The sequence below is a fragment of the Thioclava sp. PTB-PU3-1 genome (genome assembly GCF_055666785.1).
In genome coordinates this window covers 60,246-85,799 of the sequence record NZ_JBVNVL010000007.1, presented here as the reverse complement: position 1 = coordinate 85,799, position 25,554 = coordinate 60,246, and the positions used below count along the sequence as shown (strand labels likewise).

Sequence of the window (25,554 nt, the reverse complement as noted above, 5' to 3'; positions counted from 1 at the left end):
CTATCAGGTCGTGATGGGCCGCTGACCGGCATGGGCGCGGGTCAGCAGGGCGAGAATGCCGTCGCGCGTGACGTCGCGCGGGTTCTTGTAGGGGTTCTGGACGGCCATATCGGCGGCGCGCGCCAGATCGCTTTCCTTGAGGCCAAAGTCGGCCAGCGCGAGAGGGGCGCCGATGGAGCGCGCGAAGTCGTAGAGTCCGCCGCCCAGATCGCCGCCGAACAGCTCGGTCGCGCGCGCCAGTTCGGCAGACGCGGCCCCGGCGTTATAGGCGGCGGTATGCGGCAGCAGGATCGCGTGGGTCTCCGCGTGGGGCATGTCGAACCCGCCGCCGAGCGTGTGGCAAAGCTTGTGATGCAGCGACATGGCGACCGCGCCCAGCACGGTGCCGCAGAGCCACGACCCGTAGAGCGCATCGGCGCGGGCTTCGCGGTCCTCCGGCGTCTCGACGATCCGCGGCAGCGCCGATTTCAGCGCACGCAGCCCTTCGACCGCCATCAGCGAGGTGACGGGGTTCGCGTCGGGCGCGTAGAGCGCCTCGACCGCATGAGCCATTGCATTGAGGCCGCTCGCAACGCTCATCGCGACCGGCAGGCCCAGCGTCAGATCGGGATCGTAGATCACGGTTTCCGGCCGGATCTTGGGATCACGGACGGTCGTCTTCTGCCCGTTCTCTGTCTGGCCGAGAATGTCGGTCACCTCGGAGCCCGCATAGGTCGTCGCGATCACCACCTGCGGGGCGTCGTTGCGCCAGGCGATGGCCTTGCCCAGACCGATGGTCGAGCCACCGCCGAGCGCCACGACGCAATCGGCCTTGGTCTCATTATAGACTTCGAGCGCGGTCTCGGTCACGGCGACCGGCGTGTGCATCGCGGCATCAGTGAAGGTTCCGGCCGCCATCTCCCCGAGGTCTTTCGCAAGCGCCTCGGCGTCGTTTTTCTGGAACGGCGTCGACAGGATCAGCGCGCGGGCGCAGCCCAGTCTCTCCACCTCCTCGGCGACTTTCGCCAAGGTCCCGGAGCCAAAGACGATGCGCCCCGGAGTGGATGTGTAGATGAACGCTTCAGGCATGGTTCCTCCCTGCGCCTCGCACAGACGAGGCGTTGAATTGAGCCAGCGTGGGCCGCGAGGTTACTCCTCGCGGCGCCGACGCGCGGTCGTGTAGATGAGCGCCGCCACGAGGATCAGTACCCCTTGGAAGCCATATTGGTAGGCCTGCGACAGACCGAGGAAGGACACGGCGTTGAGCACTTCGGTCAGAAGCACCGCGCCCAGCAGCGAGCCGATGAAGGTGCCACGCCCGCCGAGAAGGCTGGTGCCGCCCAGCACGACCGCGGTGATGCTGCCCAGCGTGTAGTTCACGCCCTGCGCTGGATCGCCGACGCCGATCTGCGCCATCAGCATGATCGCCCCGAGTGCGGTCAGCAGCGACACGGCGATGTAGCCGAGCACGAAGGTCCGGTCCGTGCGCACACCGATCCGACGTGCGGATTCCTCATGCGAGCCGACCGCGCGAAGCTGCCACCCCGCCCGCTTGCGACGCAGGCCCAGCTCCATCGCGATGGCGATCGCAATCATCACGACGAAGGCGACCGGCACGGGGCCGAAGCTGCGGGTGAGCGTGTCGATCACGTCGAAGGAGATGTAGCCGCCCGGACCTTCGCGCAGCACGAAGCTCATGCCCTGCAAACCGATGAACATCGCCAAAGTGGCTGCGATAGGCGTGAAATTGGCGAAGCGGATCAGCACGCCGTTGATCAAGCCGACGACGATCGCCGCGCCGAACATCAGCGCGAAACCGAGCGCCATCGTCGTGGCCGGGCTGCCATCGTTGATAAAGAAGGACCCGATCACGACGAGGAAACCGGCGAGCGGCCCGACCGAGAGGTCGATCCCGCCCATCAGCAGGGCGATGGTCTGCCCCAAGGCGATGAAGCCGAGCGCGGTCGCGAGGATCAGGATGTTCGAGACGTTGAAGGACGACAGGTAATTCTCGTTCTGCGCGCTTACGAACAGCGCGAGCAGCACCGTCACCAGCGCGAGCGGCACGATGGTCGCGTTATCGGTCTGCACGAAATGGCGCAGCTTCGCGCCGAAGCCCTCTTTCGCTTGATGCTCTTCATCGACGTGATGGGCATGCGTATCGGCCTCGACCGCAGCCCCAACGATGCGGGCCTCGGTGATGTCGTCACCGCGCAGGGTCTCTACGATACGTCCCCGCGACATGACCAGAACGATGTCGCACAGCCCTTCCAGTTCCGCCGCATCCGAGGAGTTGACGATCACCGGGGTGCCCGCGTCCGAGACTTCCCGCAGGATCCGGTAGATCTCGAAACGCGCGCCGACATCGACGCCCTGCGTGGGTTCGTCGGCCACGATGAAGCCCGGCTCCGACAGAAGCGCGCGGGACATCACGATCTTCTGTTGATTGCCGCCCGAAAGCTGGGACACCTTCGCCTCGACGCCCGCGGCCTTCACCGCCAACGACGAGAACACCTCCTGCACCTTCTGCATTTCCTTGCCGCGATCCAGCACGCCGCTCGAGGCATATTTGTCGAGCGAGGCGAAGGTCGCGTTTTCCCGGATTGTCAGATCCGCGGCGAGGCCTTCGGTATGGCGATCCGACGGCATGAAGGCCGCCGCGTGTTTCAGCTCTTTCGGCGAGAGGGTGCGACCGTGGAGCTTGATCGCGCCGCGATAGGGCTGAAGGCCGACCAAGGCGCGCATCAGATCGGACTGGCCGTTGCCCTCGACACCGGCAACGCCGATGATCTGGCCGCGCCCGAAGGCGAAGGCCACGTCCGAGAATTTACGCCCGCTGAGGCCTTCGACCTCGAAGTTAATCGGGGGATTGGCGTCGGCGCATTTCGGCGGGAAGGCAGAGGCCAGACGGCGCCCGACGATCAGGTCCAGAAGTTGCGAATTGCTGATCTCGCTCGCAGGCGCGCTACCCCGGTGGCGGCCATCGCGCAACACGGTCACGCGGTCCGCGATCTGACGCAACTCGGCCAGACGGTGGGTGATGTAGATGACGGCGGTGCCGGAGGCTTTCAGCGCCCGCACCTTCGCGAACAGCATATCCGTCGCGTCCTGATCAAGCGCGGCCGTCGGTTCATCCAAAATAAGCACACGCGGCTGGACGGCGAGCGCCTTAGCCAATTCCAGCAGGTGTTTCTGCGCGATGGTCAGGGTATCGACACGCGCGTTCAGCGGCACCTCGAGGCCGACCTCTTCCAGCAGACGCTGGCCGACGCGGTCCTTGCGGTCGCCCTGGAAGACAGAGGCAGGCAGCGAGACCTGCAGGTTCTCGAGCACCGTCATGTCGGGCAGGATCGCCGGGTGCTGATAGGAGATCGCGACGCCAAGCGCCGACGAGCTTTCCGGCGAGAGCGGCATCACGTCCCGCCCATCGAATTCGATCCGGCCGGTGCTGGGCTGCAGAACGCCGGTGATCAGGTTCATCAGGGTCGATTTCCCGGCCCCGTTCTCACCCAGGATCGCGTGCACTTCGCCCGCGTGAATGTCGACGCTCACGTCGCTCAGGGCGCGGACCGCCCCGAAGGATTTCGACACGCCGAGCAAGCGGATCACGGGGGTGCCCGTTGACGTTTCGCGGAGCCCGTCCGCCTTCTCCATCGGTTCGATTTCAGCCAATGCTATCATCCGTTTAGTTCCGCCGATCTGAGGGGTTGGCGCGGGTATCTCCGGGCGGATCGCGCCGCCCGGAGACAGGGGAGGTTACTGGCCGACGGCCTTCGCCTGCTCGTCACCCGAAAGCTGAGCAGAGAGATAGATCGCGCCGGGCAGATCCGAGCGACACTGGACGGGGTTCGGATCCCCATCGGTCGAGTCCTCGAAGTTCGGGGCCTTGAAGATTTCCTCCGAAGGCGGGGTGCCACCGGTCGCTTCCGCGATCGCCCATTGCACGGCGAGACGAACGTTGTCGTTGCCGGTCGCGACCGTGAAGAGCTTGAAATCGGGGTTGTCGGCGTGGGTCTTCTCCCAGAAGCAGCCGAGCGAGTTGCCGTCGGACGTCGCGAGCGCCGGGATCGAGCGGTCGAAATTCGCGAACACCGGCAGCGCGCCCACGAGCGACGGGCCGAAGTCGGACACGATGACGTCGATATTGTCATGCTGCGCGATGGCGGCCGACAGCACCTGCTGCGTCAGGGACGGGTCCCAGTTGGTGACCGCGAAGGGGTCCGGGTTCAGGAACTTGTAGCTGTCGTCGAGGATGTTCTTCATCCCCTTGAGCTCGTCCAACCCTTGGCTGTTGCCCGCCGGGCCCGACAGGAACAGGATGTTCGCGCCGTCCGGGAAGTTCTCCTTGATCCACTTGCCCCAGCTTTCGCCGTCATAGACGAAATCGGCACCGACGAAGCGGGTGTAGTTCTTGCCGGCTTCCCCGCCGACATTCACGCGGTAGGGCACGACGACCGCGCCGGAGCGGTAGGCTTTGGTCAGTGCAGGCAGGATTGCCGGGCCCGCATCGCCGAAGACGACCATCGCGTCGACACCGCGCGCCGCCATCGAGTTGATGTCAGAGATCGCCTTCTGCGTGTCACCCTGACCGTCGGCATAGTAGTAGTCGGTGATGCTCGGGCATTTCGCCGCTTCCTCCTTGCCCGAAGCGGTCGTCACCAGACGCCAGCTATTGCCCCCGAAACCGTCGAGCAGCGCCAGCGAGGCTTTGTTCGGGCCGCACCAGGAGGGTGCGTCCTCTGCGCTGGCCGCCGAGGCCGAAAGGGCAATTCCAAGCCCCAGCGCCATATAGGCAGCGCATCCTTTCAGGTTAGACAGTTTCATGGTTCTCCTCCTCTGTAGAACTTGTCTGTTCTTTCTTGAAACGGTTCGTCCATTCGATCGAGTAGACCCCGATGCCGAATACAAGAGCGAGCGCCTGCACGATGGTCTGCGCCGAGTACGGCACACCGATCGACAGAGCGAATTGACTGAGCTGGTTGAGAAAGAAGGCGGCGATGACGACCGAGATCGGAAAGCCGCGCCCTCCCAGAAGCGATGTCCCTGCCAGCACCACGACGGCGACCGAGGGCAGAAGCAGGCTGTTGCCCTGAAATGCCGTGGGTTCGCGGGTGATGCCTGCGATCAGGATGCCCGCGGTGCAGTAAAGGATCTGCGCCGCCACATAGGCCATCGCCTGATAGGGTTTGACGCTGAGCCCCGCCGCGCGGGCCGCCTTCGGGTTGGCCCCGATCGCCTCGAAGCGACGGCCAGCTACCGTCTTTTTCAGGCCGAAGGACACGAGGGCCAGAATGGCGAGGGCGAACAGCACCGAATGGGGAATCCCCAGGGTCTGACCGCCCGCGATATGGGCCAGAAGGTTCGTCGTGATCCGCGGCACGCCGCCCGAGATCGCGAAGACCGCCGAGAACAGAAGCGCGTTCATCCCGATGGTCGCGACGATCGCGTTCAGGCGGAAATAGGCGACCATGATGCCGTTGAGCACCCCCGCGGCGAGCGCGAAGCCGACCGCGATGACCAGGGCGGGCAGAAGCCCCGCATCCTGACCGTTGGGCATGTGGGTCGCGATCACCACCGCGAGAGATACCGAGCCCGGCACCGACAGATCGAAGCCGCCCTGCTGCACCACCAGCATCTGGCCGAGCCCGACGATGCCAAGCACCGCCGCGAAAGGTAGGCTGCCCATCAGCGACCCGGCGGTGACCGCCGAGGGTGCGAAGATGATGCAAAGGAGGATGAGCGCCAGCGTCGAGGCGACGATGGTGACGAAGCCCTTCGACAGGGACATCGAAGAAAGTCCCATCGAACCTCCGAAGCTATGCGGCGTCGTCTCAGCCATGTTTTCTCCTCCTCCCTCGCGTCGCGTCTCAGCTGATTTCCAAGGTGACCTTGACCGCCTTGTCGGGCGACTTGCCCAGCTCCAGCGCGGTCATCGCGTCATCGATGTTGTAGCTGTGGGTCTGGATCGGCGAGAGATCGAGCCCGGTGCGCTCCAGGAACCGGATCGCTGCCGGCCAGACGCCGGGCGAGCCGATGCAGCCTTTCACGTTGAGGTTCTTGATCTGGATCTTGCCCAGCTCGACCGGGAATTTCTGGCCGATATTGATGCCGACCATCGAGACATCCCCGTCGTCGCGGGCATAGTCGAAGACATTGGCCAGCGAGGCCGGATGGCCCGCACATTCGACCACCAGATCGGCGCCGCCCTTGGTCATCTCCTGCACCGCTTCGATCGGGTCGCCGTTGGTCGGATCGATCGTGCCGTCCGCACCGAGCTTCATCGCGATCTCGCGGCGAAGCGGCACCGGATCGACCACGATCACGCGAGCGCCCATGCCGATCGCGGCGGCTGCCGAGACAAGGCCGATCGTGCCGCCGCCCGAGACGACGACCGTATCCGCCGCGCAGACGCCGCCATGGCGCAGCACCGCGTAATACCCGCAGGTGAAGGGTTCGATCAGCGCGCCTTTTGCGTCATCGACCGCGTCGGGCAGCTTGTGCAGCCATTCGGGGCGCGCGGCGAAGAATTCGCGATCCGCACCGTCCATCGAGAAGCCGAAGTGGTGGATGCGCTCGGGCGTGTTGATCACGCATTCGCCGACCACACGATCCCCGGGCTTGAGCCCGTCGACATTCTTCCCGACCTCGACGACTTCGCCGACCCATTCGTGGCCCGGAACGACCGGATAGGAAATCGGGATGATGTATTGACCGGCCAGCAGCTCGTAATCTGAGTGGCAAATCCCAACGCGGCGCGACTGGATTAGCACCTCGTTGTCCGTGATGCCGGGCGTCTGCACCTGCGTCACGATGGGCTTGTTCGGTTCGTCGAAGATCAGGGCTTTCATGTCAGGCTCCAACTTTCGCTGCGGCGGGTTGCGCCACGCGTTCGATTTGACCGCTGCGGGAGGAGGCGAAGACCGCCTCGAGCAGCGCGATATTGTCGACCAGATGATCGGCGGTGATCGGGTAGGTTTCCTGTCCGCGCACGGCGCGGGCGAAACTCACCAGGTTGTCCTTCACGGGCTCGGCCTTGCCGATCTCGACGGTCTCGATCGGCCCGCCAGCCATGGCCGAGGTCACGATCCAGCCGTCGGGCGCTTCGACATGCGCCTTGTCGCGGATGTCGATCCAGCCTTTCGAGCCGTAGACCGTGAAGCGGGACATGAACGGGTTCGACAGCGAAGCCGACACGTAGGAGGTCCCGCCCCCGGCGAATTTCACATAGGCCGCGACCGTGTCGCCCTGCGGCAGTTCCGAAGACAGCTGCTCACAGATGCACAGCACGCTTTCCGCGCGGCCCAGAAGGCGGACCGACAGATCGAGCAGGTGGATGCCCGTCGCGGTCATGCCGCCTGCGGGTGCTTCGCTCGCCTGAACGCGCCAGTTGCTCGGGTCCATGCCGACGAATTTGTCGTGGCTGAAATTGGCCTCGATTTGCTGGATACGGCCTAACTCACCCGCATCGGCCTTCGCCAGCATCTCGGCGATCGGCGGCTCCCAGCGGCGCTCATGGCCCATGCCGAGAACCAACCCAGCCTCGGCGCAAAGCGCGACCGAACGGGCGGCTTCTTCAGCGGTGAGCGCGAGCGGCTTTTCGCAGAAGACATGCTTGCCTGCCGCGACGGCCTTGGCGATCTGATCCGTGTGCAGCGAGTGCGGCGTCGCCAGCACGACGGCCTCGACCTCGGGATCGTTCAGCGCATCGGCGTAATCCGCGCTGAGCGTCACGCTCTTCTCGGCGCAGAGATCGCGCACCGCATCCATATTCGGCTCCACCGCGCGGACGACCGTGATGTCGTCGGGGGCGCTCGACAGAACGGCGAGCATCTTCTGCCCCCACCATCCCATGCCCACGAGGGCGATTTTGACCGGCCCCGACATCAGCGGTTGTCCACGCGCTTGGAGAACGGACGGATCGAGACGGACTTCCACAGACCGACCTTCGCGAAGGGGTCGTTGCGGTTGAACTCCTCGACCTCTGCGAGGCTGTCGGCCTCCAGCACGAAGCAGCTGCCGATCATGGTCTCTTCGTCGTCGCCCAGAAGCGGGCCCGAAATCACCGTTTTCACCGGTGCCTGGGCCAGATAGGCCTTGTGGTCCTCGTAATTGGCCAGCCGCTTATCGACGGCGCCGTCATGGTCGAGGCAATGGATTACGTAATGCATCTCAGTCTCCTCACTTCGCCGGGATGATCTTGCGTTCGCGCAGCTCTTCGAAGACGTCGAAGAAGCTGTCGGGCGTGCTCTGATAGGCGTCGAAACCCAGCTTCCGGCTGTTGGTCATGTCGGTGAAGCATTCCAGCTCGCGGCCGAGATCGGCGTCGCTGTGCCACCACGAGGCGAGCTTGGTCACAGGGATATCCTGCAGCCCATATTGAGCCACCATCTCCGACCAGATTGCGGGCGCATCCGCCATCTGCTCTTCGAGCGGCGTCGTGTGACCGGGGTATTCCGCGACCTCGAGGCCGAAATACTCGGCGATCCGCGCCCAGAGCCAAGTCCAGCGGAAGACATCGCCATTTGCGGTATTGAAGGGTGTGTTCGCAGCTTCCGGCGTCGTCGCGGCCCAGTAGAACTGTTTGGCGAGGATGCGCGCATCGGTCACATCGGTGACCGCATTATATTGCTCGGGCGAACCGGGATAGAGGAACGGCTTGCCGGTGTGCTTGCAGATCGAGGCATAGACCGCGAGCGTGACCGCCATGTTCATGTAATTTCCGACCGTGAAGCCGATCATCGTGTGCGGGCGGTGCACCGACCAGGTGAAGCCGTATTTCTCGGCCATCTCCAGCAGCACATCTTCCTGCGCGTAGTAGAAGTTCGGCCCCGGCAGACGCGGGCTCGATTCGAGGAAAGGCGTGTAGGGCGTGACCTTGGCGTAATCGTCGAACGAACCGAGGTAATGCTTGAGCCCCGTCACCAGCGCGCCGTGCTTGATCGGCGCGCCTGCGATCCCCTCGAAGAGGTTGCGCACCATCATTCCGTTCACGCGGACATTTTCTTCCTCGTTGGCCTGACGCGACCAGGTGCAATAGAACACATGCGTCACGTCCTTGGCCGCAGCCAGCGCGGCCTTGCTGGCTTCCGCATCGGTCAGGTCTGCGGCAATGTGCCGGTCGGACCACTCGAGATCGACATCGCTGCGCGACACCGTCACGACCGTCCAGCCGTGAGATTTCAACTCGCGCGCGGTGTAGCTGCCCGAGAGGCCGGTCGCCCCGACAATCAACGCAATATTCTGTTCAGCCATGGGTCTTCGCCCCTTTCTTGCAGTTCCGTTTCGTCAGGTGGTGACGAGAATTTTCAGATGTTCCCCGGCAGGATCGAGAAGCGCCTCGAAGCCCTTGTCGACGACATCTTCCGCCGCGATCCGCGAGGTGATGACTTTCTCGATCGGGAAATTGCCCGAGGCGACCATGCGGCCGATCCGGGGCCAGATTTGCGTCGGGTAGCACCAGGTCGCTTCGACCGAGATGTCCTTGAGCGCCCAGAGCATCGCGTCGATGCTGGCGGGTTTCATGTGCAGGCCCACCTGCACGACCTTGCCCTGACGGCGCACCGCTTCGGCGCAGGCGTTGAGCGAGGCTTCGAGCCCGACACATTCGAGCGCGACGTCGACGCCGACACCCTCTTCGGTCAGATCGCCGACGACGGTCGGCAGCTCGCCGCTGCGCGGATCGACGACATGCGCATAGGGCGCGATTTCCGAGATGATCCGGCGGCGGTTCGGGTTCGGCTCCGACACGATGATCGTGCTCGCACCAGCCGCACGGGCCGAAAGCACTGTCAGCGCACCGATCGGACCGGCGCCCGAGACAAGAACGGTCGAACCTGCCTCGACGCCGCCGCGATCCACGCCGTAAAGCGCGACCGCAGCCGGCTCGATCATCGCAGCCTGGTCATCCGTCAGCCCCTCGGGCACGGATTGCGCGTTGTAATCCTTAATGACGGCTTTCTCGCCCATGCCGCCCCAGGCCCAGCTCAGGCCGATGCAGCCCAGTTGCGGCGAGAGGTGATAGAGGCCGCGCTTGCCATAGTAGTCATTGCGTGGCGCCACGAGCGGCTGGACCGAAATGCGCTCGCCCACCGTGACATTGCTGACCTCGTCGCCCACTGCGAGAACCTTGGCGGAGAATTCATGGCCAAGAATCTGCGGATTGGACGCGCCGGTATAGATATGCGGTTCGGACGGGGTGACGATCGGCCCCGCGATATATTCGTGAAGATCGGTGCCACAGATGCCGGTCACGATCGGCGCGACCAGAACGTCATCCGGCGCCAGTTTGCTCGACGGTTCTTCGACATCCTCGACGCGGATGTCCTTCGCTCCGTGAAAACGAACAGCTTTCAAAGCTTTTCCTCCCTTTCCAAGTCTCGCGATCCTCTGGGTCTGCCGGGATCACCCCGACATCGAGATCGCCATTTGGCTGCGACGATTCGTAACAAACCAATCCGGCCATCACTGCAGAAAAATTTCCGCTTCGGATAAATTACATCCATCACCACCATTTTGGCGACGTAATGTCGGCCCAGTACAGAAGTGGGAGATATCAGCATGAGCCAGACCCAAGTGGCAGACACGGATCAGATCGATACGCAACAGACGCTTGGCTGGATCGGCGTGGGCAAAATGGGCGGCCCCATGGCGCGCAACCTCGTAGAGAGCGGCGCGAAACTCGTCGTGTCCGATCCGGCGAAGGAGAGCCGTGATCGCCTGACCGCTGTGGGCGCATCCGAGGCCACGTCTATCTCGGACTTCGCTAATGCGGGTATCGTCTTCTCGACGCTGCCGAACGATCAGGCTTTGCTGGATGTCGTCGGCAATGGCGAAGACCTTGGCGTCGCAACCACCTTGCCCGCGGGCGCGACGCTGGTCGAGATGAGCACGGTCTCCCCCGAATGCTCCGAAAGCGTTGCGAAGGTTCTCGCAGCGAAGAAAATCAACTATGTCAGAGCGCCGCTTTCCGGCAGCACAGACATGGCGGCGAGTGCCGCGCTCACCGTGCTCGCCTCGGGCGACCGCGCGGGCTGGGACGAAGCGCTCCCCTACATCCGCAAACTTTCTGCGCGGCAGTTTTTCCTCGGAAATGGCGAAGAAGCGCGCTACATGAAGCTCGTTTTGAACACTCTGGTCGGCGCCTCTTCCGCGGTGCTCTCCGAAGCCTTGGCGATCGGCGCCAGCGGCGGCCTGACCCGAGCCGATATGATGGATGTAATTTGCGAAAGCGCAGTGGCCTCGCCGCTGTTCAAATATAAGCAGAAGCCGGTCGTCGAAGATGACTTCACGCCCGCTTTCACAGTGTCTCAGATGATCAAGGATTTCACGCTCATCAGCGAAGCCGCCCGACGCAACAGCGTGCCGCTGATGACCACCGGCCTGATCCTCGAGCTTTATAGAAGCGCCTCGAACGCGGGCATGCAGGACGAAGATTTCTTCGCATTGGTGAAATGGCAGGAAAAGTTGTCGACAAGATGAAATTGGCGGAGCAGCATTCGGAGGCTATGCAACCTCAGGATGCTGAACTCACAAGTCACGAGTTGTCCCGGATCGTCGATTTCCTCCGGCAGCTTCGTGCGCCCTTCGACGCAAACATGCCCGGTGGCAAACCGGACGTGTATTTCAACATCACACTCGAACTGGTCGATGCGCATCTGCGCGTGAACCCGATAGACAAGTCGGGCCTGATCAGCCTCGCCGATGTGCCCTACAGCACCGGCAACCGGATGATCCTGAAGATGATCGAGGATGGCCTGATCCGGCAGGTGCCGCGCGGCAACGGCCTGAAGACGCATTTCCTCGAACCCTCCGACACCCTGCTCAACACCTTCATGGACTACGCGAGCTACGTGAAGGGCCACCTGGCGAAGACCTTCGGCTTGCGGCGCGGGATGGAGACCAGCGAATACTATTTCGGCGGCAGCTATTTCGCCTCGCAGATCATCTCCCCCGTGCGCGGGGAGGACATCTCCTCGATCAACCTTGGCGATATCAAGTTCCTGCTGAACGACGACAACTACTTCATCGCGATGCGCAATATGTGGTCCGACTTCCGCAACGATTTCGGCAAGCGCAGCAGCTTCGATCTTCAGCGTCTGCCAGACCTTTATGCCAACACGCGGCGCACCCTTTCGGAAATGTCGCCGCGCTATGACGTCGTCGCGATGAACATGCCGTGGCTCGGGGAGTTCGCGGAGCGTGGGGAGCTCGCCCCGCTGGACGATCTCATCTCGGATGCCGCGATCAACGCGCTGGATTTCCATCCTTCGGTCTGGGGGACCGGCAACTGGAAAGGGACGCAATACGGCATCCCGCTCTATTGCACGATCGAGATTCTCGCGGCCCGCAAGGATCTGTTCGAGAGCCGCGGCCTCGCCTATCCAAAGACCTTCGACGAGACGATCGCCGCAGCGCGGGAATTCCATAACCCGCAGGACGACTTCTACGGCATCGCGTGGAACGGGCAGCGTGGCATGCCGATCGCGAACTCCTTCATGTTCTTCCTCGCGGCCTGCCGGACTACCGTCATCGACATGCCGCTGCGCAATCAGGAGAGCTGGAGCTTCGACACGTTCGAGAAGCTGAAGCTTCAGATCGACACCGAGGATGCGCTCGAAGTGATCGAATACATGAAGCAGCTCGTCGAGGTTTCGCCGCCCGACATCGCCACGATGGATTGGGAGCGGCGGATCCACTACTTCATGTCGGGTCAGACCGCGCTTGCCTATTGCTGGACGATGCGTGCGGCGCGCTTCGAGCATGAACTGAGCTCCCGCGTTGCCCGCCGCGTCGCCTACCTGCCGCCCCCCTCGCGCCGGATGCGTCGCGTGTCGGCCCCGATCGGCGGCTTCCTTCTGACGATCCCCGCCTATGTGGAGCCCGCGCGGCAGAAGCAGATCATCGACGCGATCGCATGGATGGTCTCGCCCGAGGCGATGAAAGAGCACGTGAAGAACGGCTTCCCCGTGGCACCGCGCTTCTCGGTCTGCGCCGACCCGGAGGCACTGGCCTCCTCACCCATCGTCAGCATGGTCGACCGCATGGCGCGCAAGAACGAGCTGGTGACATGGGCGCGCCCGCCGGTGCCGGAATTCAACCTGATCGAACGCACGCTCGGGGAAGAAATCCACGACATCGTCTTCAACGGAAAATCGCCCCAGCGCGGCCTGAGAGACGCGGAGAACCGAATTCTCGACGCTGTCCGATCCGCGGGCTGAGACTGCTTCCTGCTGGCGCCCCCTCGCGCTCCGGGGTAACGCTTCGCTGAGCAGCCCCGGGTCAGCCGGCCGAGACTGGCGCCCGGGCAGCGTTCACGCCGGGCGGTGCAGGTTGAAGCAATCGCCCGACATGCGGCATCGAGACGCCGATCCTGATGCTCTTCCCGGAATTTCTGAAGGTGCTCCTCTCCTTCGTGGAGCGCGAGCCTGCGCTTCGTCACGTCGATTATTGGGTTTCTACCTCGACCTGGCTGACTGCAGCGGAGAAAGCGCGGGACCACATGCTCGATCTGCATATGGCTATTCTCGACGAACGTTGTGGATCTAATTATTGGATGGCAGGTCGATACGTCATCCACTTCGGGATGCCCCAAAGCCCCTAGACGAACCCTCCGTGGGTAAGTGACGGGGCACAGTGGGATGCGCGCGCCATGCCGCATGAGCGGACGGATCGGCCCGCTTCGGGATATCATCAAGCGAGTTCGGCGGCAGGCGGCGGCGCGGCCTCGGGGGCGGAGACGGCCTCATGGCCCAGATTGCTCTGAACCTCGCGCTCATATTCCCCAACGCGCTGCACGTTATGCATGATCCGCGTGAACCAGCGCATCGCATCGGTCGCCTGAAACGTCTCCTGCATCGTATAGAGCCCGACATGCTCGCCAAGCAGAAGCCCGCGCCGGTGCCGCGCGAAGCGATGGGCCACCGGCGCAGCCATCAGCGCCATCCGCGCCCCGATCTGCGGCAGATCGAGCGGACGGTCAGGGGACAGACAGGCGGCGAACCATTGTGCGGGCCGCGGCGTGATCTTGCCGCGCAGAAGGATCGCGATATAGCCGCGATGTTCGGCCTGCTCCACCAGCCGCATCAGATGGTCGGCCTGATGCATCAGCGCTGCGAAGGCGGCGGCCTCGGTGGGCTTGTCGCGCGGGACCGAAATCTGCGCCATGTAATCCTTCAGCTCATCGAGCGCGATCCCGACCCGCGGGCCCAGTGCCGACATCCGCCGCAGATCGCGCGCAGGGCCGATGGCCAGCGAATAGGCCGAGAAGACCTCGCGCGCGGCCCAGATCACCATCGCATGGGCCGATTGCATCGCCGCGCCCTCGTCGCTCAGCAGGTGGCGGTCCAGTTCCGGCGGCGCGCGCCCGCCCAGATCGGGCCGCAGCCTTGCGACGAGCGTGGCGAATTGGCGTGTGACGGGCAGAAAGACCAGCGTTCCCAGCAGGTTGAATCCGGTGTGAAACAGCACCAGCGCGGTATCCACCCCGGTGCGCGCGGCCAGCGCCTCCAACGGTCCCGCAATGAGCTGTAGCAGCGGAAAGGCGATCACCATCGTCCCGCAATTGAACAGCAGGTTCGCGATTGCGGTCTGCTGCATCGCCCGCGATCCCCCGAAAGCGGCGATCAGGGCGGTGAAGGTGGTGCCGAGGTTCATCCCGATCACCGCCGCCGCCGCCTGAATGAGCGGCAGCGCGCCGTTGCTGACCAGCACCAGCACCACCGCGATCGCCGCCGAGGAAGATTGCATCACCACCGTGACCCCCAGCCCCAGCGCCGCCATCGCGAGCAAGCCGCCCACTCCGGTACCGGGAATGCGCTCCACCGTGATCCAGTCCGCGGCCCCCGACATGCCCTGCTGCATCATGTCGAGCCCGATGAAGAGCAGGCAGAACCCCGCAAGCACGCGCCCGATGCGCGCCGCCCGGCCATGCGAGAGAAACAGCGTCAGGCTCGCGAAGAACAAAAGCCCCATCGCCACCGCGCCCAGCTTCAGCTTAAAGCCGACCAGCGACACGATCCAGCCGGTGACGGTGGTGCCAATATTGGCGCCGTAGATCACACCGAGCGCCTGCGTGAAGCTCAGAAGCCCCGCGCCAACGAAGCCGACCGTCATCACCGTGGTCGCTGAGGAAGACTGGATCACTGCAGTCGTGACCAAGCCGCTCGCCACACCCTTGAGCGGCGTGGTGGTGAACCGTGCCAGCAGGCGGCGCAGGTTCGCGCCTGCCGCTTCGCGCAGCGCCTCGGTCATTATCTTCATGCCGAGCAGGAACAACCCGATTCCGCCCAGTGCCGACAGTGTCTCCGACATGGCTTTCCACCCTTTGCCGTCGAGAATGCGACCGCGCGATACGGAATTCAAGCGCTGGCAAGAACGCCGTGCAAATCTCTGTTTTACCGGATGAATCCGGTTTTGTCTGCCCTGTGCGAGCAGCCCTCCGGGTCGTTTGATGAACGCGGCCTAACCGCGGGCGATGAATTCGAAGGAGAACTTCATTCCCGGCTTCGGCGGTGGCGGGAACGGCGCGGCCCGGCGGACGTGGTCGAGCGCTGCCGCATCGAGGCCCGAGGAGCCGGAGCCGCGCAGGATGCGCACCGTACTCAGCCGCCCGTTCGCGGAGATCACGAAGCCCACCACCGCGCGCCCGCGGCCCTGCCCGCGTCGCTTCGGCGTGGACTGGATCTTGCGGATCACCGAAGCCGCGTATTGCCGGGGCGATTGACCGGATCGGGCGGCGCTGGTGGCCTTGGCGGGCTGGCCTTTATCGGCGGTGTTGCGCGCCTTGACCGCGCCTTGCGAGGAGCCGCGCCGGGCGTCGCGGGCGGCATTTCCGGCGTTGCTTGGTGGTGCGGGCCTTGCTTCGCTTAGGGCCTGTTTGCTTGGCTTGGCAGCCTGCTGCGGCGCGGGGCGTTTGGGGCGCGCTTCGGGGCGCTGGCTTCGTTGGGGGGCGAGCGCGCTCTGGGCGCGCAGGGTCTCGGGCGTGGGGATAACGGCGGCGAGACGGTCCGGCGCTGTGGGCGCGGACGGGCTTGCCGCATCGGGCGTTGCGGGCGTCTCCGGCTGCACCGGGCGCGTGACCTCTCGGGCAATCGGTTCGGCGCGCTCCGGCACAACCGGCGTCGCCCGCCCTGCCGCGAGATCGGCGAAATCATTGCCCAAAAGCGGGGCCTCCTGCGCGGCCTGACCGCCTGCGGGCGGAAGCTCCGGCGCGGCGACGGGCGTCTGCGCCAGCCCCAGCGCGTGCAGCCCGGCCGAGACCGCAAACGCCGCGCAAGCGATGAGCGCGCCCCGTTTCATGGCGTCTCTCCCCGTGCGGCCACGAGGCGGATACCCTGCGCCCCCGCCGCGCTGAGATCGCGGGCCAGCGCCACGAGCGCGGGCGCGGGGGCCGCGCGATCGGGCAGGATACGGGCCACGCCCCCGGCCTCGGGCGGGAGCTGCGCCATGAAGGCGGACGCATCCGCGACGCCCTCGGGCCAGAGAGTGTCGCTCTGCGCATTCAGCGCCACCCGGCCCGGCTCGGGCGCGCGCGCGCCTTCCGGCAAAGCGACAAGCTGCAGATCGGCGGGCGGGCGCGCGGCGAGCGTGCCGGCCACGAGGAAGAAGGCCAGCAGCAGGAAGACCACGTTGATCAGGGTCAGGATCGGCTCGCTCCGGCGGCGGGTGAAACGCGTGCTCATCCCAGCACCTCCGCTTGCAGCCCCGGCACCGCGTGCAGCCGCACCAGCAGATCGGCGAGCCGTTGGCTCGAGGTGTCAGGATCGAGGCTGACCAGCAGGCGCGGCGGGGTCTGTGCGAAATCGTCTCGCAGGGCCGCCTCCAGTGCGTCCAAGTCCAGCGCCTTGCCGTTCAGGCTGAGCCGCTCGGGTCCGAGCTTCAGGAAGGCCAGTTTGCTCTCGGGTGCAGCCGCGCCCCCTGCCCCGCGCGCCGCGATCGGCAGTTCGGTCATGCGCGAAAAGCTCGAGGCCAGCATGAAGAACATCAGCAGCAGGAAGATCACGTCGATCAGCGAGGTCATCGACAGGCTGCGGCGGCGAAGCGGCTTGCGCATGTCACTCTCCGGCGGTTTGCACGGCGCGATTGAGCTCGGCCCGGACAGGTGCGCTCTCGGGCAGCGCGGGGCCGCAGAGCGCCTCGATCATCAGCGCGGCGCTCTGGCTTTCGCGGGCGATGCGGCTCTCGACGAAGGACAGAAACAGCGAGACCGGCATCGCGATCCCGAGACCGAGCGCGGTGGTCAGAAGCGCCACCCAGATGCCGCCCGCAAGCTGCGCCGGATCGACCGAAGCGCCTGCGCTCTGCAGGGTCTGGAAGGCTTCGATCATGCCCAGAACCGTGCCGAACAGACCCAGAAGCGGCGCGGTCTGCGCGATGGCATCCAGCAGTCGCATCCCGGCCTCGCTACGCGCGGCTTGGATTTCGGTCTCGGTCTGCAAGCGGGTCCGCAGCGCCTGCGGATCAGACGCAGCCATCGCGCGGCGGGTCATTTCGGCCAGAGGGCCACGGGCGGACGTGAGGCTCTGGCGCGCCGCCCCGCGCTGGCCCGCCTGCCACAGGTCGAGCGCCGCCTCCAACCGCGCGTGAGCCCCGATCCGCAGGTTTGCGAGATGCCAGAGCTTCCATAGCACCGCCGCCCCGGCGATCACCGAGACACATAGCAGCAGCGCCACGACCCAGCCGCCGAGCGCCACGAAATCGCTCAAACCCTGTTGGATTGCCGCAAGAGAGATCATCCCGTCACCTCCGTTCCATCGACGCGCGAGCCGGTTTCCAGAGCGTCCGCGCAGGCCGCTTCGTCCCCGCCCTCGCAGCTCTCGACGCCATTGATCAGGATCTGGCCAAGCGCCTCGCAGCGCAGCCCGGCCAGATCGAATTGCCGCACGCGGGGCTTGCCCGCGGGCAAGTCGCGGAAATCGAGGAGCAACAGCCGCTCGACCGCGCCCGCGCGGGTGAAGATCACGGCCTCCACCACCAGCGCGTCGAGATCGCTCCCCAGCCCGTTCTCGGCGAGAAAACTCAACCGGCAGGCGTCCTCGGCCTCGGTTGCCCCGGCCAGCGTCAAGCTGAGCCGGGGCGCGCCCTGCGCGGAAATGCCATGAGGGAGGCACGCGCAAAGCAGTGTCAGAAGCGCCGCCCTCACCATGTGAAGGCCTTGGCGACGGAGAGTTTCACGTTCCGGCCCGGCGCGTTGTCGAGCGAGAGGTTGTTGCGATACTCGCGGTCGAAGACGTTCTCGACCGTCAGGTTCACCTCGATCCCGGCGAGCCGTTCGGGTTTCCAGCTGACGAAGAGATCATGCGTGGCGTAGCCCGGAGCCGAGGTCGAGGCGGACGCCGTCTCGATCCCGCTGAAGCCCTGCACGCGCCAGCCCGCGCGCACACCCTGATCGGGGAATTTCGCCCCCAGCGTCAGCGCGATATTCTCGGCGGGCGTGTCGGTGAGGGTCTGGCCCGTCGCCTCGTCTTTCGACTTCACCTTGGAATAGGCGAGCTGACCGAACCAGCGATCGGCCTCGTAGGACGCCTCGATCTCGCCGCCCCAGATTTTCGCGGAATCGACGTTGCGGAAATAGGGCACGCCGACCGAGCCGGAGGGGTTGGCCGCGATCAGATCGGTCAGATCGTTGTGGAACAGCGTGGCTTTCGCGGAAAGGCTGTCGCCCTCCGACAGAAGGCCCGAGGTCTGATAGGTCACGCCCAGCTCGACCGTGGTGGCTTTCTCCTTGTCGAGATTGAGGCTGGCGGTGCGGCCCGCCGCCCCGATCCCGTCAGTCTGATAGAGCTCGTCCAGCGTTGGCATCCGTTCGGTCCGCGCGAGCGAGCCGAAGACGCCCCAGGTGTCGTTGAACTGATAGAGCGCCGCGATCTTGGGCGAAATCGCCGTGCCATCCTGATCGGTGCCGCCTTGCGCCGCCGCCGCCGCATCGGGCGAGAGCCATGCACGGTCCACGCGCAGGCCCGGCGTGATCGTCAGCTTCTCGTTCCAGACGAATTCGCCCTGCACATAGAGGCCCAGCTTGTCCTCGGTACCACCGGGGTGGAAGGCAGGCTCGCCCACCGAGGAATTCGCGTAGCGGTTCTGATGCGAGAGCTGCGTGCCGAAGGTGAGGTAATTCTCCCACGCGCCGCGCGACATCTCGACGGTGTTCTCGAGCTTGAGCGCGGTGGTCTCGTAGCTCGCCGTATTGGGGCAGAGCACCGAGAAACGGCCCGCCGAACACATCATCCCGAGCGAGAAATTGTCGCGCTCCGTCGAGGTTTTCGAGTAGCTCAGCTGCGCTTCGAGATCGAGCCACGGGTTGCCCACGCCTTCATTGGCATAGGTAAGGCTGAGCGTGTCGTCGATCGCATGCAGATCCGAGGTGCCGAAAGCCGAGGCGAGCGCCCCGCCGGTCTGCGCGACGGCCGCATCCTTCAGGTCGCTATCGGTGCGCGAGGCCGAGAACGTCAGGCGCTGATCGCGGTTCTCGCCGAAATAGTAGTTCGACTTCAGCAGCGCCGACCAGCGATCGCCAGCCGTTGCCGGGATCGTCTGCCCCGCACCGTCTTCCATGTCGTCGGACGAGCCCTGCGAGTAGCTGAACAACATATCCGCATCCTCGCCCAGCTTCTGGGCATAGGTCAGCGTGCCGATCTTGCCGTCGCCATTACTGTCATAAGCGCCCTTGAGCCGGACCGCGCCGGTCTGCCCCTCGGGGATGAAATCGGTGGCGTCCTTGGTGGTGAAATTCACCACGCCCCCGATCGCGCCCGAGCCATACATCGTCGACGAGGCCGGACCGCGCAGCACTTCGACGCGCTTGTAAAGCTCGGGATCGCCGAAGAAGGAGCCGGTGCGATACTGCTCGAAGAATTTCACCGCGCCGTCGACGGTGATGATAATGCGGTTCTGGCTGCCGGTCTGCTCGGCATTGCCGATGCCGCGGATGTTGAAGGCCTGCCCCAGCATCCGCGCCGAGGCGCCCGCCGCCTGCACGCCCGGCACGTCGGCAAAGAGATCGCCCATCGTGCGCGGCTGTTCCTCGTCGAGGTCCTGCTGGTCGATCACCGTCACCGCCTGCGGCGTATCGATCGCCACTTTCGGCGTGCCCCAGCCATAGATCAGGCGGCCCAGCATCGTGTAGCCGTCATCGGACCCGCTTTCCTGTGCGAGTGCCGGACCTGCGGCGGCGATCAGCGCGAGGCTGGTAACTGTCGTGAAAAGCCGCATCCGCGCGGCGCGAGGCGTCGTAGCCATGAGTGTCCCCTTTGTGGTCTGCATGGGGCTGGCGTGACGCTGGCAGCGCAGAAACTGTCTTGATCTCGATGATGTGACCAGCTAGAGAATCCGACAAAACTAGTCAAGTATATTCCTGAGATATATTTGATCCCATCCGCGCCCAGCCCGAGGCCCCGCCCTCTCGCCAGATTCGCGCCCCTTGCGAAAACGACGAGAGGACTCCCCATGCCCGCAGACGGCACCCTGCCCCAACAGCTTTCCCCCGAAGGTATCCGCGCGCTCCGCGCCGAACGCCCCGAGATGCGCGCGCGCGATTTCGCCTCGCAGCATGGCATCGCGGAGGCCGAACTGGTCGCCGCCCATATCGGCACGACCGCCACCGCGATCGAAGCCCATCCCGATGCGATCATGCCGCGCCTGACCGCGCTTGGCGACGCAATGGCGCTGACCCGCAACGAGAGCTGCGTGATCGAACGGCGCGGCACTTACGAAGAGTATCACTCAGGCGCGCATGCGCAGATGGTGCTCGGCAAGGAGATCGACCTGCGTCTCTTCGCGCAGCACTGGGCGCATGCCTTCGCGCTGGAGGATGGTGAGAAACGCTCGATCCAGGTCTTCGACCGGGCGGGCGATGCGATCCACAAGGTGCATCTAAAACCCGAGAGCGACGTGGCGGCCTTCCACGCGCTGGTCGCGGATCTGCGCCTGCCCGCGCAGTCGGATCAGCTCGACCTTGCGCCCCGTGCTAAGGTCGAGGCCGCGAAATCGCTGCCCGAGAAAGCGGAGACCCTGCGCGCGGAATGGGACAAGCTGACCGACACGCATCAGTTCCTGCGTCTCGTCTCGAAGCTGAAGATAAACCGGCTCGGCGCCTACCGGATCGCGGGCGCGCCCTATGCCACCGAGATGTCGCCCGGCGCGGTCGAGGCGCTGCTCAATCGCTGCGCCGCCGACCGGACGCCGCTGATGATCTTCGTCGGCAATGCGGGCTGCATCGAGATCCACGGCGGTACGATCGAGACGGTGAAGCCGATGGGCCCGTGGATCAACGTGCTCGACCCGCGCTTCAATCTGCATCTGCGCGGCGATCACATCGCCGAGGTCTGGCTGGTCGACAAGCCGACGAAGAACGGCCCCGCGCTCAGTCTCGAAGCCTTCGACAGGCACGGCGCGCTGATCACGCAGATCTTCGCCTCGCGCAAGGATGGCGGGGTCGAGGCGTTCAACGCGACGATCCGCGCATTGCCGCGTCTGGAGGGTCAGGCATGAAGCGCCTTGCCCTGATCGCAGCCATTCTCACCGCCGGCCCCGCACTGGCCGAGCCCGCCCGCGTGATCTCGCTCGGCGGGGCCGTGACCGAGATCGTCGTGGCGCTTGGCGCGGAGGATCGACTCGTCGCGCGCGACACCACCTCGCAATATCCCGAGCGCATCACCGAGCTGCCCGATGTGGGCTATGTCCGCGCGCTCTCGGCCGAGGGCGTGCTGGCACTCGATCCCGACCTGATCCTCGCCGAAGCCACGGCAGGCCCGCCCGAGGCAGTCGAGACGCTGAAGGCGGCGGGCGTCGAATTCGTCGCGCTGCCGGGCGATCCGAGCGTGCAAGGCGTGCGTGAGAAGATCGCGGTGGTCGGTACCGCGCTTGACCGCGAGGAGGCAGCCGAACGGCTCACCGCCAGTTTCGACGCTCAGATGGACGCCGTGCGCAAATCGGCGGGCGCTGTCGCCACGCCGAAGCGCGTGCTCTTCGTGCTGTCTCTGCAGAACGGTCGCGTGATGGCGGGCGGCGAAGGCTCCTCGGCGGAGGCGATCATCGAGCTTGCGGGCGGGGTGAATGCCGCGACAGGCTTCGCGGGATACAAGCCCGTCACCGACGAGGCGATCCTCGCCGCCGATCCGGATGTGATCCTGACGATGGATCGCGAGGGCGAGATGGCGGTGACCGAGCGTGACATCCTCGCCCATCCCGCGCTGGGGCAGACCCGCGCAGCCAGAGACGGCGCGCTGGTCGCGATGGACGGGATGCTGCTTCTGGGCTTCGGGCCACGCACCCCGCAGGCGGCGCAAGCTCTGCATGCGGCGCTTTATCCCGAGGCGGAGGGTTGAAGCGATGGCGATGACCTCCCTCGCCCTGCCCGACGCCATGCGCAGCCCCTGTGCGCCGCTGCGGCTCGGGCTGATCGCGCTGCTGGTGATCGCGGCGGCCCTGTCGCTCGGGACCGGGGCGGCGGGGGTCTCGCTGCCGCAGGTTCTGGGACAGTGGCTGACCGGCGAAGAAATCTCGACCCGTGACCGCGTCGTGCTGCTCGATATCCGGCTGCCGCGGCTGGTCATGGGGCTGATGGTCGGGGCGGCGCTCGCAGTCGCGGGCGCGGTTATGCAGGGGTTGTTTCGCAACCCGCTCGCCGATCCCGGCATCATCGGCGTCGGCACAGGTGCGGGCCTCGGCGCCGTCGCGATGATCGTGCTGAGCGGCTTCCTCCCCGCAGCCATCGCCGCCTTTTTCGGCACTTGGCTGGTTCCGGTTGCGGCCTTCGGCGGAGCGTGGACGGCCACGCTGCTGCTCTATCGGGTTGCCAGCCGGGGCGGTCAGGTCTCCATCGCGACGCTGCTTCTGGCCGGGATCGCGCTGGCCGCGCTGGCGGGCGCACTGACCGGCATCCTGACCTATCTCGCCGATGACACGCAGCTGCGCGATCTGACCTTCTGGGGCATGGGGTCGCTGGCAGGCGCGAGCGACATGAAGCTGCTGGTCGGCGGCCTGCTGATCGGGCCTGCGCTGATCCTGACCCCGCGGCTTGCGCGCGGGCTGAACGCGCTGGCACTGGGCGAGGCGACGGCGGCGCATATGGGCCACGATATCGAGCGGCTCAAGCATCGCGCGGTGATCGGCGTCGCGGCGCTGGCGGGGGCCGCGGTCGCGATGGCGGGCGGGATCGGCTTCGTGGGCATCGTGGTGCCGCATCTGCTGCGGATTGCGGGCGGGCCGGATCACAAGACGCTGCTGGTGGATGCGGCCCTCCTCGGCGCGGCGCTTCTCGTGCTCGCCGATCTGATCGCGCGGCTGGTGGTCGCGCCCGCGGAACTGCCCATCGGGATCGTCACCGCCATTCTGGGCGCGCCGGTCTTCCTGTGGATCCTGATCCGCCGTCAGGGATTGGGAGGGGTCTGAACATGCTGGAGATTTCCGACCTGCATGTCGCGCGGGGCCGTAGCGACGTGTTGCACGGCCTCTCGCTGACCGCCCAACCGGGCGCGGTGACGGTGATCCTCGGCCCGAATGGCTCGGGCAAATCCACGCTGGTGCAAGCGGCCTCCGGGGCGCTGCCCTATCGCGGACGGATCACCCTGCAAGGCCACGAGATCGCGCAGACGCCCGCCTGGCGGCTGGCCGCGCTGCGCGCCGTGCTGGAGCAATCGAACAGCGTCGCCTTCCCCTTCACCGTGGCCGAGGTCGTGGGGATGGGGCTGCATGCCGGGATCGAGGCGGATCACCCCGAAATCGTGTCCGCCGCTTTAGCCGAGGTCGGGCTGAGCGATCTGGCCCATCGCCCGATCCAGTCGCTCTCGGGCGGTCAGCAGGCCCGCGCCCATCTGGCGCGGGTGCGGGCGCAGGTCTGGCAGCCGCTCAGCCACGCGGGGCCGCGCTGGCTCCTGGTCGACGAGCCGGTCGCGAGCCTCGATATCGCGCATCAGCTCGAGGTGATGGCGATCCTGCGCCGCTTCGCCGATGCGGGCGGCGGCGTAGTCGCGGTGATGCATGACCTCAACCTCTCGGCGCAGCTGGCCGACGAGATGGTGCTGATGCGCGAGGGCCGGATCGAGGCGCATGGGCCGCCCGAGACGGTGATGCACGGGCCGGTCCTCAGTCGCACCTATGGATGCGAGTTGCAGGTGGGCGCGGCGGCCTCGGACGGTCTTTGGGTGCTGCCGCAATTCGCGCGACCGGCCTGAGCCCGCGCACCGTCCTTTCACAGGTTTCGCACAGAACTCTGAGTGTTCGCATCGCCACAAGCGCGCTATGCTCGCGGCAGTGCCGCACTTCTCGCGGCGCCGGAACAGGCAGGACCGTCGCATGACCCAATCCTTGAACCGCCTCGTCGAGCGGCAAATCCAGAAGGCCCTCGCGGAGGGACAGTTGAGCGGGCTTTCCGGCGAGGGCAAGCCGCTCCCGGATCGCTCGGGCGAGGCGTTCACCGATATGGCGACGGCCGTGGCGTCGCGCATCATGGCCGAAGCCGGCGCGTTGCCTGAGGAGTTCAAGCTCAAGAAGCTGCTGGAGGCCGCCAAAGAGAGCTACCGGGAGGCGGAGGGAGAGGATGCCAAACGCGTCGCGATGGCGCTGATCGCCGATCTGGAGCAGCGCTACAACATCGCGGTGGAGGCGCGGCGGCGTTTCATGGCCCCTTAGCCTGACGCGGGCGTTCGAGGCTCGATCCGCTTGACCCAGAACAAGGAAACCCGCGCGGAAAAAGGCGACGGTGACGCGTTTCCTGACGTCACGCCCCAAGGCCAACCCAATGTCTGTCGCTCGCGAACACCCGACCCCGACATCCACAGCGCGCGCCCTGCTCGCCTTCCTCGCGCTGACCTTCGCAATCACCTGGGGCGTGATCGGCAGCTACATCTTCTTGCCTGAGGCCATGGCCGCGCGGTTCGGCCAGATCAGCGGCGCGCATCCGCTCTTCTTTCTGGCCACCTGGGCCCCAGCCATCGCGGCCTTCACGGTGGTCGTGGCCTCCGCCGGACTAGGCGGCTTGAGCCGGTTCCTGTCGCGGCTTCTGATCTGGCGCTGTCCCGTACCGTGGTGGGGCTTCATCCTGCTCGTGATCCCGCTCGTCTTCATGGCGGGCTCGATGATCAAGGGCGGACCCCTGCTTGCGCCGATGCCACCCGAGGGCGTGGGCGCGATGGTCAGCGTGATGTTCATGATGCTACTTCTCGGCCCGATCGAAGAGTTCGGCTGGCGCGGCGTCGCGCAACCGCTGTTGCAGCGCCATGTCGCCCCGTTCTGGGCGGGCGTGCTAATCGGCGCGATCTGGGGCGTCTGGCACCTGCCCGCCTTCTACCTCGCCGGGGTGGTCTTCGCGCAATGGAGCTTCCTGCCCTTCTTCATCGGCAACATCACCCTCGCGGTTCTGGTCACGCCGATCTTCAACGCGACGCGCGGCAGCCTGCTGTTGCCGATGCTGTTCCACTGGCAGCTCATCAATCCGTTCTGGCCGGATGCGCAGCCTTGGGACACGTGGATTCTGGTGGGCGTCGCCGCGATCGTCGTCTGGTGGAAGCGCGACATGATGTTCGCGCGCGAAGGCGCCGTGACCGAAGTGATCCCCGGTGAAGCGCGGTTATGAGGCAC

General features: G+C 65.6%; 24 protein-coding genes. 8 read left to right on the top strand and 16 right to left on the bottom strand.

Annotation, left to right across the window (positions count from 1 at the left end; genetic code table 11):
* Positions 1 to 3: 3 nt before the first annotated feature.
* From ACZ7GB_RS16910 to ACZ7GB_RS16870, 9 genes are all read right to left on the bottom strand, one after another.
* Positions 4 to 1,068: a maleylacetate reductase gene (locus tag ACZ7GB_RS16910; protein ID WP_472159642.1), complete on the bottom strand. Its 1,065-nt coding sequence runs from the start codon at positions 1,066 to 1,068 to the stop codon at positions 4 to 6.
* 60 nt (positions 1,069 to 1,128) lie between these two features.
* Entirely contained in the window at positions 1,129 to 3,651 is a 2,523-nt protein-coding gene (locus ACZ7GB_RS16905; protein WP_472159640.1) for an ATP-binding cassette domain-containing protein, read from the bottom strand.
* An 84-nt stretch (positions 3,652 to 3,735) separates the two neighbouring features.
* Entirely contained in the window at positions 3,736 to 4,803 is a 1,068-nt protein-coding gene (locus ACZ7GB_RS16900) for a substrate-binding domain-containing protein (protein WP_078522954.1), read from the bottom strand.
* Positions 4,790 to 5,818 carry an ABC transporter permease gene (locus tag ACZ7GB_RS16895; protein WP_210402739.1) on the bottom strand — a complete coding sequence of 343 codons (1,029 nt, stop codon included), beginning with the start codon at positions 5,816 to 5,818 and terminating at the stop codon, positions 4,790 to 4,792. Before ACZ7GB_RS16895 ends, ACZ7GB_RS16900 begins: the two co-directional genes overlap by 14 nt.
* 28 nt (positions 5,819 to 5,846) lie before the next feature.
* Complete coding sequence (locus tag ACZ7GB_RS16890) at positions 5,847 to 6,827, bottom strand: zinc-dependent alcohol dehydrogenase (RefSeq protein WP_083078904.1); 981 nt, start codon at positions 6,825 to 6,827, stop codon at positions 5,847 to 5,849.
* Between the two features lies 1 nt (position 6,828).
* Positions 6,829 to 7,863 carry a Gfo/Idh/MocA family protein gene (locus ACZ7GB_RS16885; RefSeq protein ID WP_078601805.1) on the bottom strand — a complete coding sequence of 345 codons (1,035 nt, stop codon included), beginning with the start codon at positions 7,861 to 7,863 and terminating at the stop codon, positions 6,829 to 6,831.
* Positions 7,863 to 8,147, bottom strand: coding sequence for a YciI family protein (locus ACZ7GB_RS16880; RefSeq protein ID WP_078606176.1), 285 nt, complete (start codon positions 8,145 to 8,147; stop codon positions 7,863 to 7,865). Before ACZ7GB_RS16880 ends, ACZ7GB_RS16885 begins: the two co-directional genes overlap by 1 nt.
* Before the next feature lie 10 nt (positions 8,148 to 8,157).
* Complete coding sequence (locus tag ACZ7GB_RS16875) at positions 8,158 to 9,231, bottom strand: SDR family oxidoreductase (protein WP_078571707.1); 1,074 nt, start codon at positions 9,229 to 9,231, stop codon at positions 8,158 to 8,160.
* A 33-nt stretch (positions 9,232 to 9,264) separates the two neighbouring features.
* Positions 9,265 to 10,332: a 2,3-butanediol dehydrogenase gene (locus tag ACZ7GB_RS16870; protein WP_078547546.1), complete on the bottom strand. Its 1,068-nt coding sequence runs from the start codon at positions 10,330 to 10,332 to the stop codon at positions 9,265 to 9,267.
* Positions 10,333 to 10,536: 204 nt separating this feature from the next.
* Between ACZ7GB_RS16870 and ACZ7GB_RS16865 the strand changes: the two genes are divergently transcribed.
* Positions 10,537 to 11,457 (top strand): NAD(P)-dependent oxidoreductase, encoded by a 921-nt coding sequence (locus ACZ7GB_RS16865; RefSeq protein WP_472159637.1) that lies wholly within the window; start codon positions 10,537 to 10,539, stop codon positions 11,455 to 11,457.
* A 62-nt stretch (positions 11,458 to 11,519) separates the two neighbouring features.
* On the top strand, positions 11,520 to 13,196 hold the full coding sequence (locus ACZ7GB_RS16860) for an extracellular solute-binding protein (RefSeq protein ID WP_472159636.1): 1,677 nt from the start codon (positions 11,520 to 11,522) through the stop codon (positions 13,194 to 13,196).
* Positions 13,197 to 13,668: 472 nt separating this feature from the next.
* On the opposite strand, the gene ACZ7GB_RS16855 is transcribed toward ACZ7GB_RS16860, so the two are convergent.
* From ACZ7GB_RS16855 to ACZ7GB_RS16825, 7 genes are all read right to left on the bottom strand, one after another.
* Positions 13,669 to 15,288 carry a Na/Pi cotransporter family protein gene (locus ACZ7GB_RS16855; RefSeq protein ID WP_472159634.1) on the bottom strand — a complete coding sequence of 540 codons (1,620 nt, stop codon included), beginning with the start codon at positions 15,286 to 15,288 and terminating at the stop codon, positions 13,669 to 13,671.
* Positions 15,289 to 15,438: 150 nt separating this feature from the next.
* Positions 15,439 to 16,275, bottom strand: a complete 837-nt coding sequence (locus ACZ7GB_RS16850; protein ID WP_472159632.1) for an energy transducer TonB — start codon at positions 16,273 to 16,275, stop codon at positions 15,439 to 15,441.
* The gene (locus ACZ7GB_RS16845) at positions 16,272 to 16,658 is read right to left on the bottom strand and encodes an ExbD/TolR family protein (protein ID WP_472159631.1); all 387 of its coding nucleotides are present in this window, start codon (positions 16,656 to 16,658) and stop codon (positions 16,272 to 16,274) included. Before ACZ7GB_RS16845 ends, ACZ7GB_RS16850 begins: the two co-directional genes overlap by 4 nt.
* Complete coding sequence (locus ACZ7GB_RS16840; protein ID WP_472159630.1) at positions 16,655 to 17,029, bottom strand: ExbD/TolR family protein; 375 nt, start codon at positions 17,027 to 17,029, stop codon at positions 16,655 to 16,657. Before ACZ7GB_RS16840 ends, ACZ7GB_RS16845 begins: the two co-directional genes overlap by 4 nt.
* 1 nt (position 17,030) lies before the next feature.
* On the bottom strand, positions 17,031 to 17,711 hold the full coding sequence (locus ACZ7GB_RS16835) for a MotA/TolQ/ExbB proton channel family protein (protein WP_472159629.1): 681 nt from the start codon (positions 17,709 to 17,711) through the stop codon (positions 17,031 to 17,033).
* On the bottom strand, positions 17,708 to 17,998 hold the full coding sequence (locus ACZ7GB_RS16830) for a hypothetical protein (RefSeq protein WP_472159627.1): 291 nt from the start codon (positions 17,996 to 17,998) through the stop codon (positions 17,708 to 17,710). Before ACZ7GB_RS16830 ends, ACZ7GB_RS16835 begins: the two co-directional genes overlap by 4 nt.
* Before the next feature lie 116 nt (positions 17,999 to 18,114).
* Positions 18,115 to 20,214, bottom strand: a complete 2,100-nt coding sequence (locus ACZ7GB_RS16825) for a TonB-dependent receptor domain-containing protein (RefSeq protein WP_472159626.1) — start codon at positions 20,212 to 20,214, stop codon at positions 18,115 to 18,117.
* Positions 20,215 to 20,421: 207 nt separating this feature from the next.
* Between ACZ7GB_RS16825 and ACZ7GB_RS16820 the strand changes: the two genes are divergently transcribed.
* The 6 genes from ACZ7GB_RS16820 to ACZ7GB_RS16795 all read left to right on the top strand — a co-directional run bounded on the left by ACZ7GB_RS16820 (position 20,422) and on the right by ACZ7GB_RS16795 (position 25,549).
* Entirely contained in the window at positions 20,422 to 21,465 is a 1,044-nt protein-coding gene (locus ACZ7GB_RS16820; protein ID WP_472159624.1) for a hemin-degrading factor, read from the top strand.
* Complete coding sequence (locus tag ACZ7GB_RS16815; RefSeq protein WP_472159623.1) at positions 21,462 to 22,301, top strand: heme/hemin ABC transporter substrate-binding protein; 840 nt, start codon at positions 21,462 to 21,464, stop codon at positions 22,299 to 22,301. The genes ACZ7GB_RS16820 and ACZ7GB_RS16815 overlap by 4 nt, the downstream gene beginning before the upstream one ends.
* 10 nt (positions 22,302 to 22,311) lie before the next feature.
* On the top strand, positions 22,312 to 23,367 hold the full coding sequence (locus ACZ7GB_RS16810) for a FecCD family ABC transporter permease (RefSeq protein ID WP_472159735.1): 1,056 nt from the start codon (positions 22,312 to 22,314) through the stop codon (positions 23,365 to 23,367).
* Between the two features lie 2 nt (positions 23,368 to 23,369).
* Positions 23,370 to 24,149, top strand: coding sequence for a heme ABC transporter ATP-binding protein (locus ACZ7GB_RS16805; RefSeq protein WP_472159622.1), 780 nt, complete (start codon positions 23,370 to 23,372; stop codon positions 24,147 to 24,149).
* A gap of 121 nt (positions 24,150 to 24,270) precedes the next feature.
* Positions 24,271 to 24,606, top strand: coding sequence for a DnaJ family domain-containing protein (locus ACZ7GB_RS16800; protein WP_078547572.1), 336 nt, complete (start codon positions 24,271 to 24,273; stop codon positions 24,604 to 24,606).
* A gap of 109 nt (positions 24,607 to 24,715) precedes the next feature.
* Positions 24,716 to 25,549, top strand: coding sequence for a CPBP family glutamic-type intramembrane protease (locus ACZ7GB_RS16795; RefSeq protein ID WP_472159620.1), 834 nt, complete (start codon positions 24,716 to 24,718; stop codon positions 25,547 to 25,549).
* Positions 25,550 to 25,554 lie beyond the last annotated feature (5 nt).

What these genes read in the sequence shown, in the direction of transcription:
- ACZ7GB_RS16910 (WP_472159642.1), bottom strand. Translation starts at nt 1,068, where the DNA reads ATGCCTGAAGCGTTCATCTACACATCCACTCCGGGGCGCATCGTCTTT.
- ACZ7GB_RS16900 (WP_078522954.1), bottom strand. Translation starts at nt 4,803, where the DNA reads ATGAAACTGTCTAACCTGAAAGGATGCGCTGCCTATATGGCGCTGGGG.
- ACZ7GB_RS16895 (WP_210402739.1), bottom strand. Translation starts at nt 5,818, where the DNA reads ATGGCTGAGACGACGCCGCATAGCTTCGGAGGTTCGATGGGACTTTCT.
- ACZ7GB_RS16890 (WP_083078904.1), bottom strand. Translation starts at nt 6,827, where the DNA reads ATGAAAGCCCTGATCTTCGACGAACCGAACAAGCCCATCGTGACGCAG.
- ACZ7GB_RS16885 (WP_078601805.1), bottom strand. Translation starts at nt 7,863, where the DNA reads ATGTCGGGGCCGGTCAAAATCGCCCTCGTGGGCATGGGATGGTGGGGG.
- ACZ7GB_RS16880 (WP_078606176.1), bottom strand. Translation starts at nt 8,147, where the DNA reads ATGCATTACGTAATCCATTGCCTCGACCATGACGGCGCCGTCGATAAG.
- ACZ7GB_RS16875 (WP_078571707.1), bottom strand. Translation starts at nt 9,231, where the DNA reads ATGGCTGAACAGAATATTGCGTTGATTGTCGGGGCGACCGGCCTCTCG.
- ACZ7GB_RS16865 (WP_472159637.1), top strand. Translation starts at nt 10,537, where the DNA reads ATGAGCCAGACCCAAGTGGCAGACACGGATCAGATCGATACGCAACAG.
- ACZ7GB_RS16855 (WP_472159634.1), bottom strand. Translation starts at nt 15,288, where the DNA reads ATGTCGGAGACACTGTCGGCACTGGGCGGAATCGGGTTGTTCCTGCTC.
- ACZ7GB_RS16850 (WP_472159632.1), bottom strand. Translation starts at nt 16,275, where the DNA reads ATGAAACGGGGCGCGCTCATCGCTTGCGCGGCGTTTGCGGTCTCGGCC.
- ACZ7GB_RS16845 (WP_472159631.1), bottom strand. Translation starts at nt 16,658, where the DNA reads ATGAGCACGCGTTTCACCCGCCGCCGGAGCGAGCCGATCCTGACCCTG.
- ACZ7GB_RS16840 (WP_472159630.1), bottom strand. Translation starts at nt 17,029, where the DNA reads ATGCGCAAGCCGCTTCGCCGCCGCAGCCTGTCGATGACCTCGCTGATC.
- ACZ7GB_RS16835 (WP_472159629.1), bottom strand. Translation starts at nt 17,711, where the DNA reads ATGATCTCTCTTGCGGCAATCCAACAGGGTTTGAGCGATTTCGTGGCG.
- ACZ7GB_RS16825 (WP_472159626.1), bottom strand. Translation starts at nt 20,214, where the DNA reads ATGGCTACGACGCCTCGCGCCGCGCGGATGCGGCTTTTCACGACAGTT.
- ACZ7GB_RS16820 (WP_472159624.1), top strand. Translation starts at nt 20,422, where the DNA reads ATGCCCGCAGACGGCACCCTGCCCCAACAGCTTTCCCCCGAAGGTATC.
- ACZ7GB_RS16815 (WP_472159623.1), top strand. Translation starts at nt 21,462, where the DNA reads ATGAAGCGCCTTGCCCTGATCGCAGCCATTCTCACCGCCGGCCCCGCA.
- ACZ7GB_RS16810 (WP_472159735.1), top strand. Translation starts at nt 22,312, where the DNA reads ATGACCTCCCTCGCCCTGCCCGACGCCATGCGCAGCCCCTGTGCGCCG.
- ACZ7GB_RS16805 (WP_472159622.1), top strand. Translation starts at nt 23,370, where the DNA reads ATGCTGGAGATTTCCGACCTGCATGTCGCGCGGGGCCGTAGCGACGTG.
- ACZ7GB_RS16800 (WP_078547572.1), top strand. Translation starts at nt 24,271, where the DNA reads ATGACCCAATCCTTGAACCGCCTCGTCGAGCGGCAAATCCAGAAGGCC.
- ACZ7GB_RS16795 (WP_472159620.1), top strand. Translation starts at nt 24,716, where the DNA reads ATGTCTGTCGCTCGCGAACACCCGACCCCGACATCCACAGCGCGCGCC.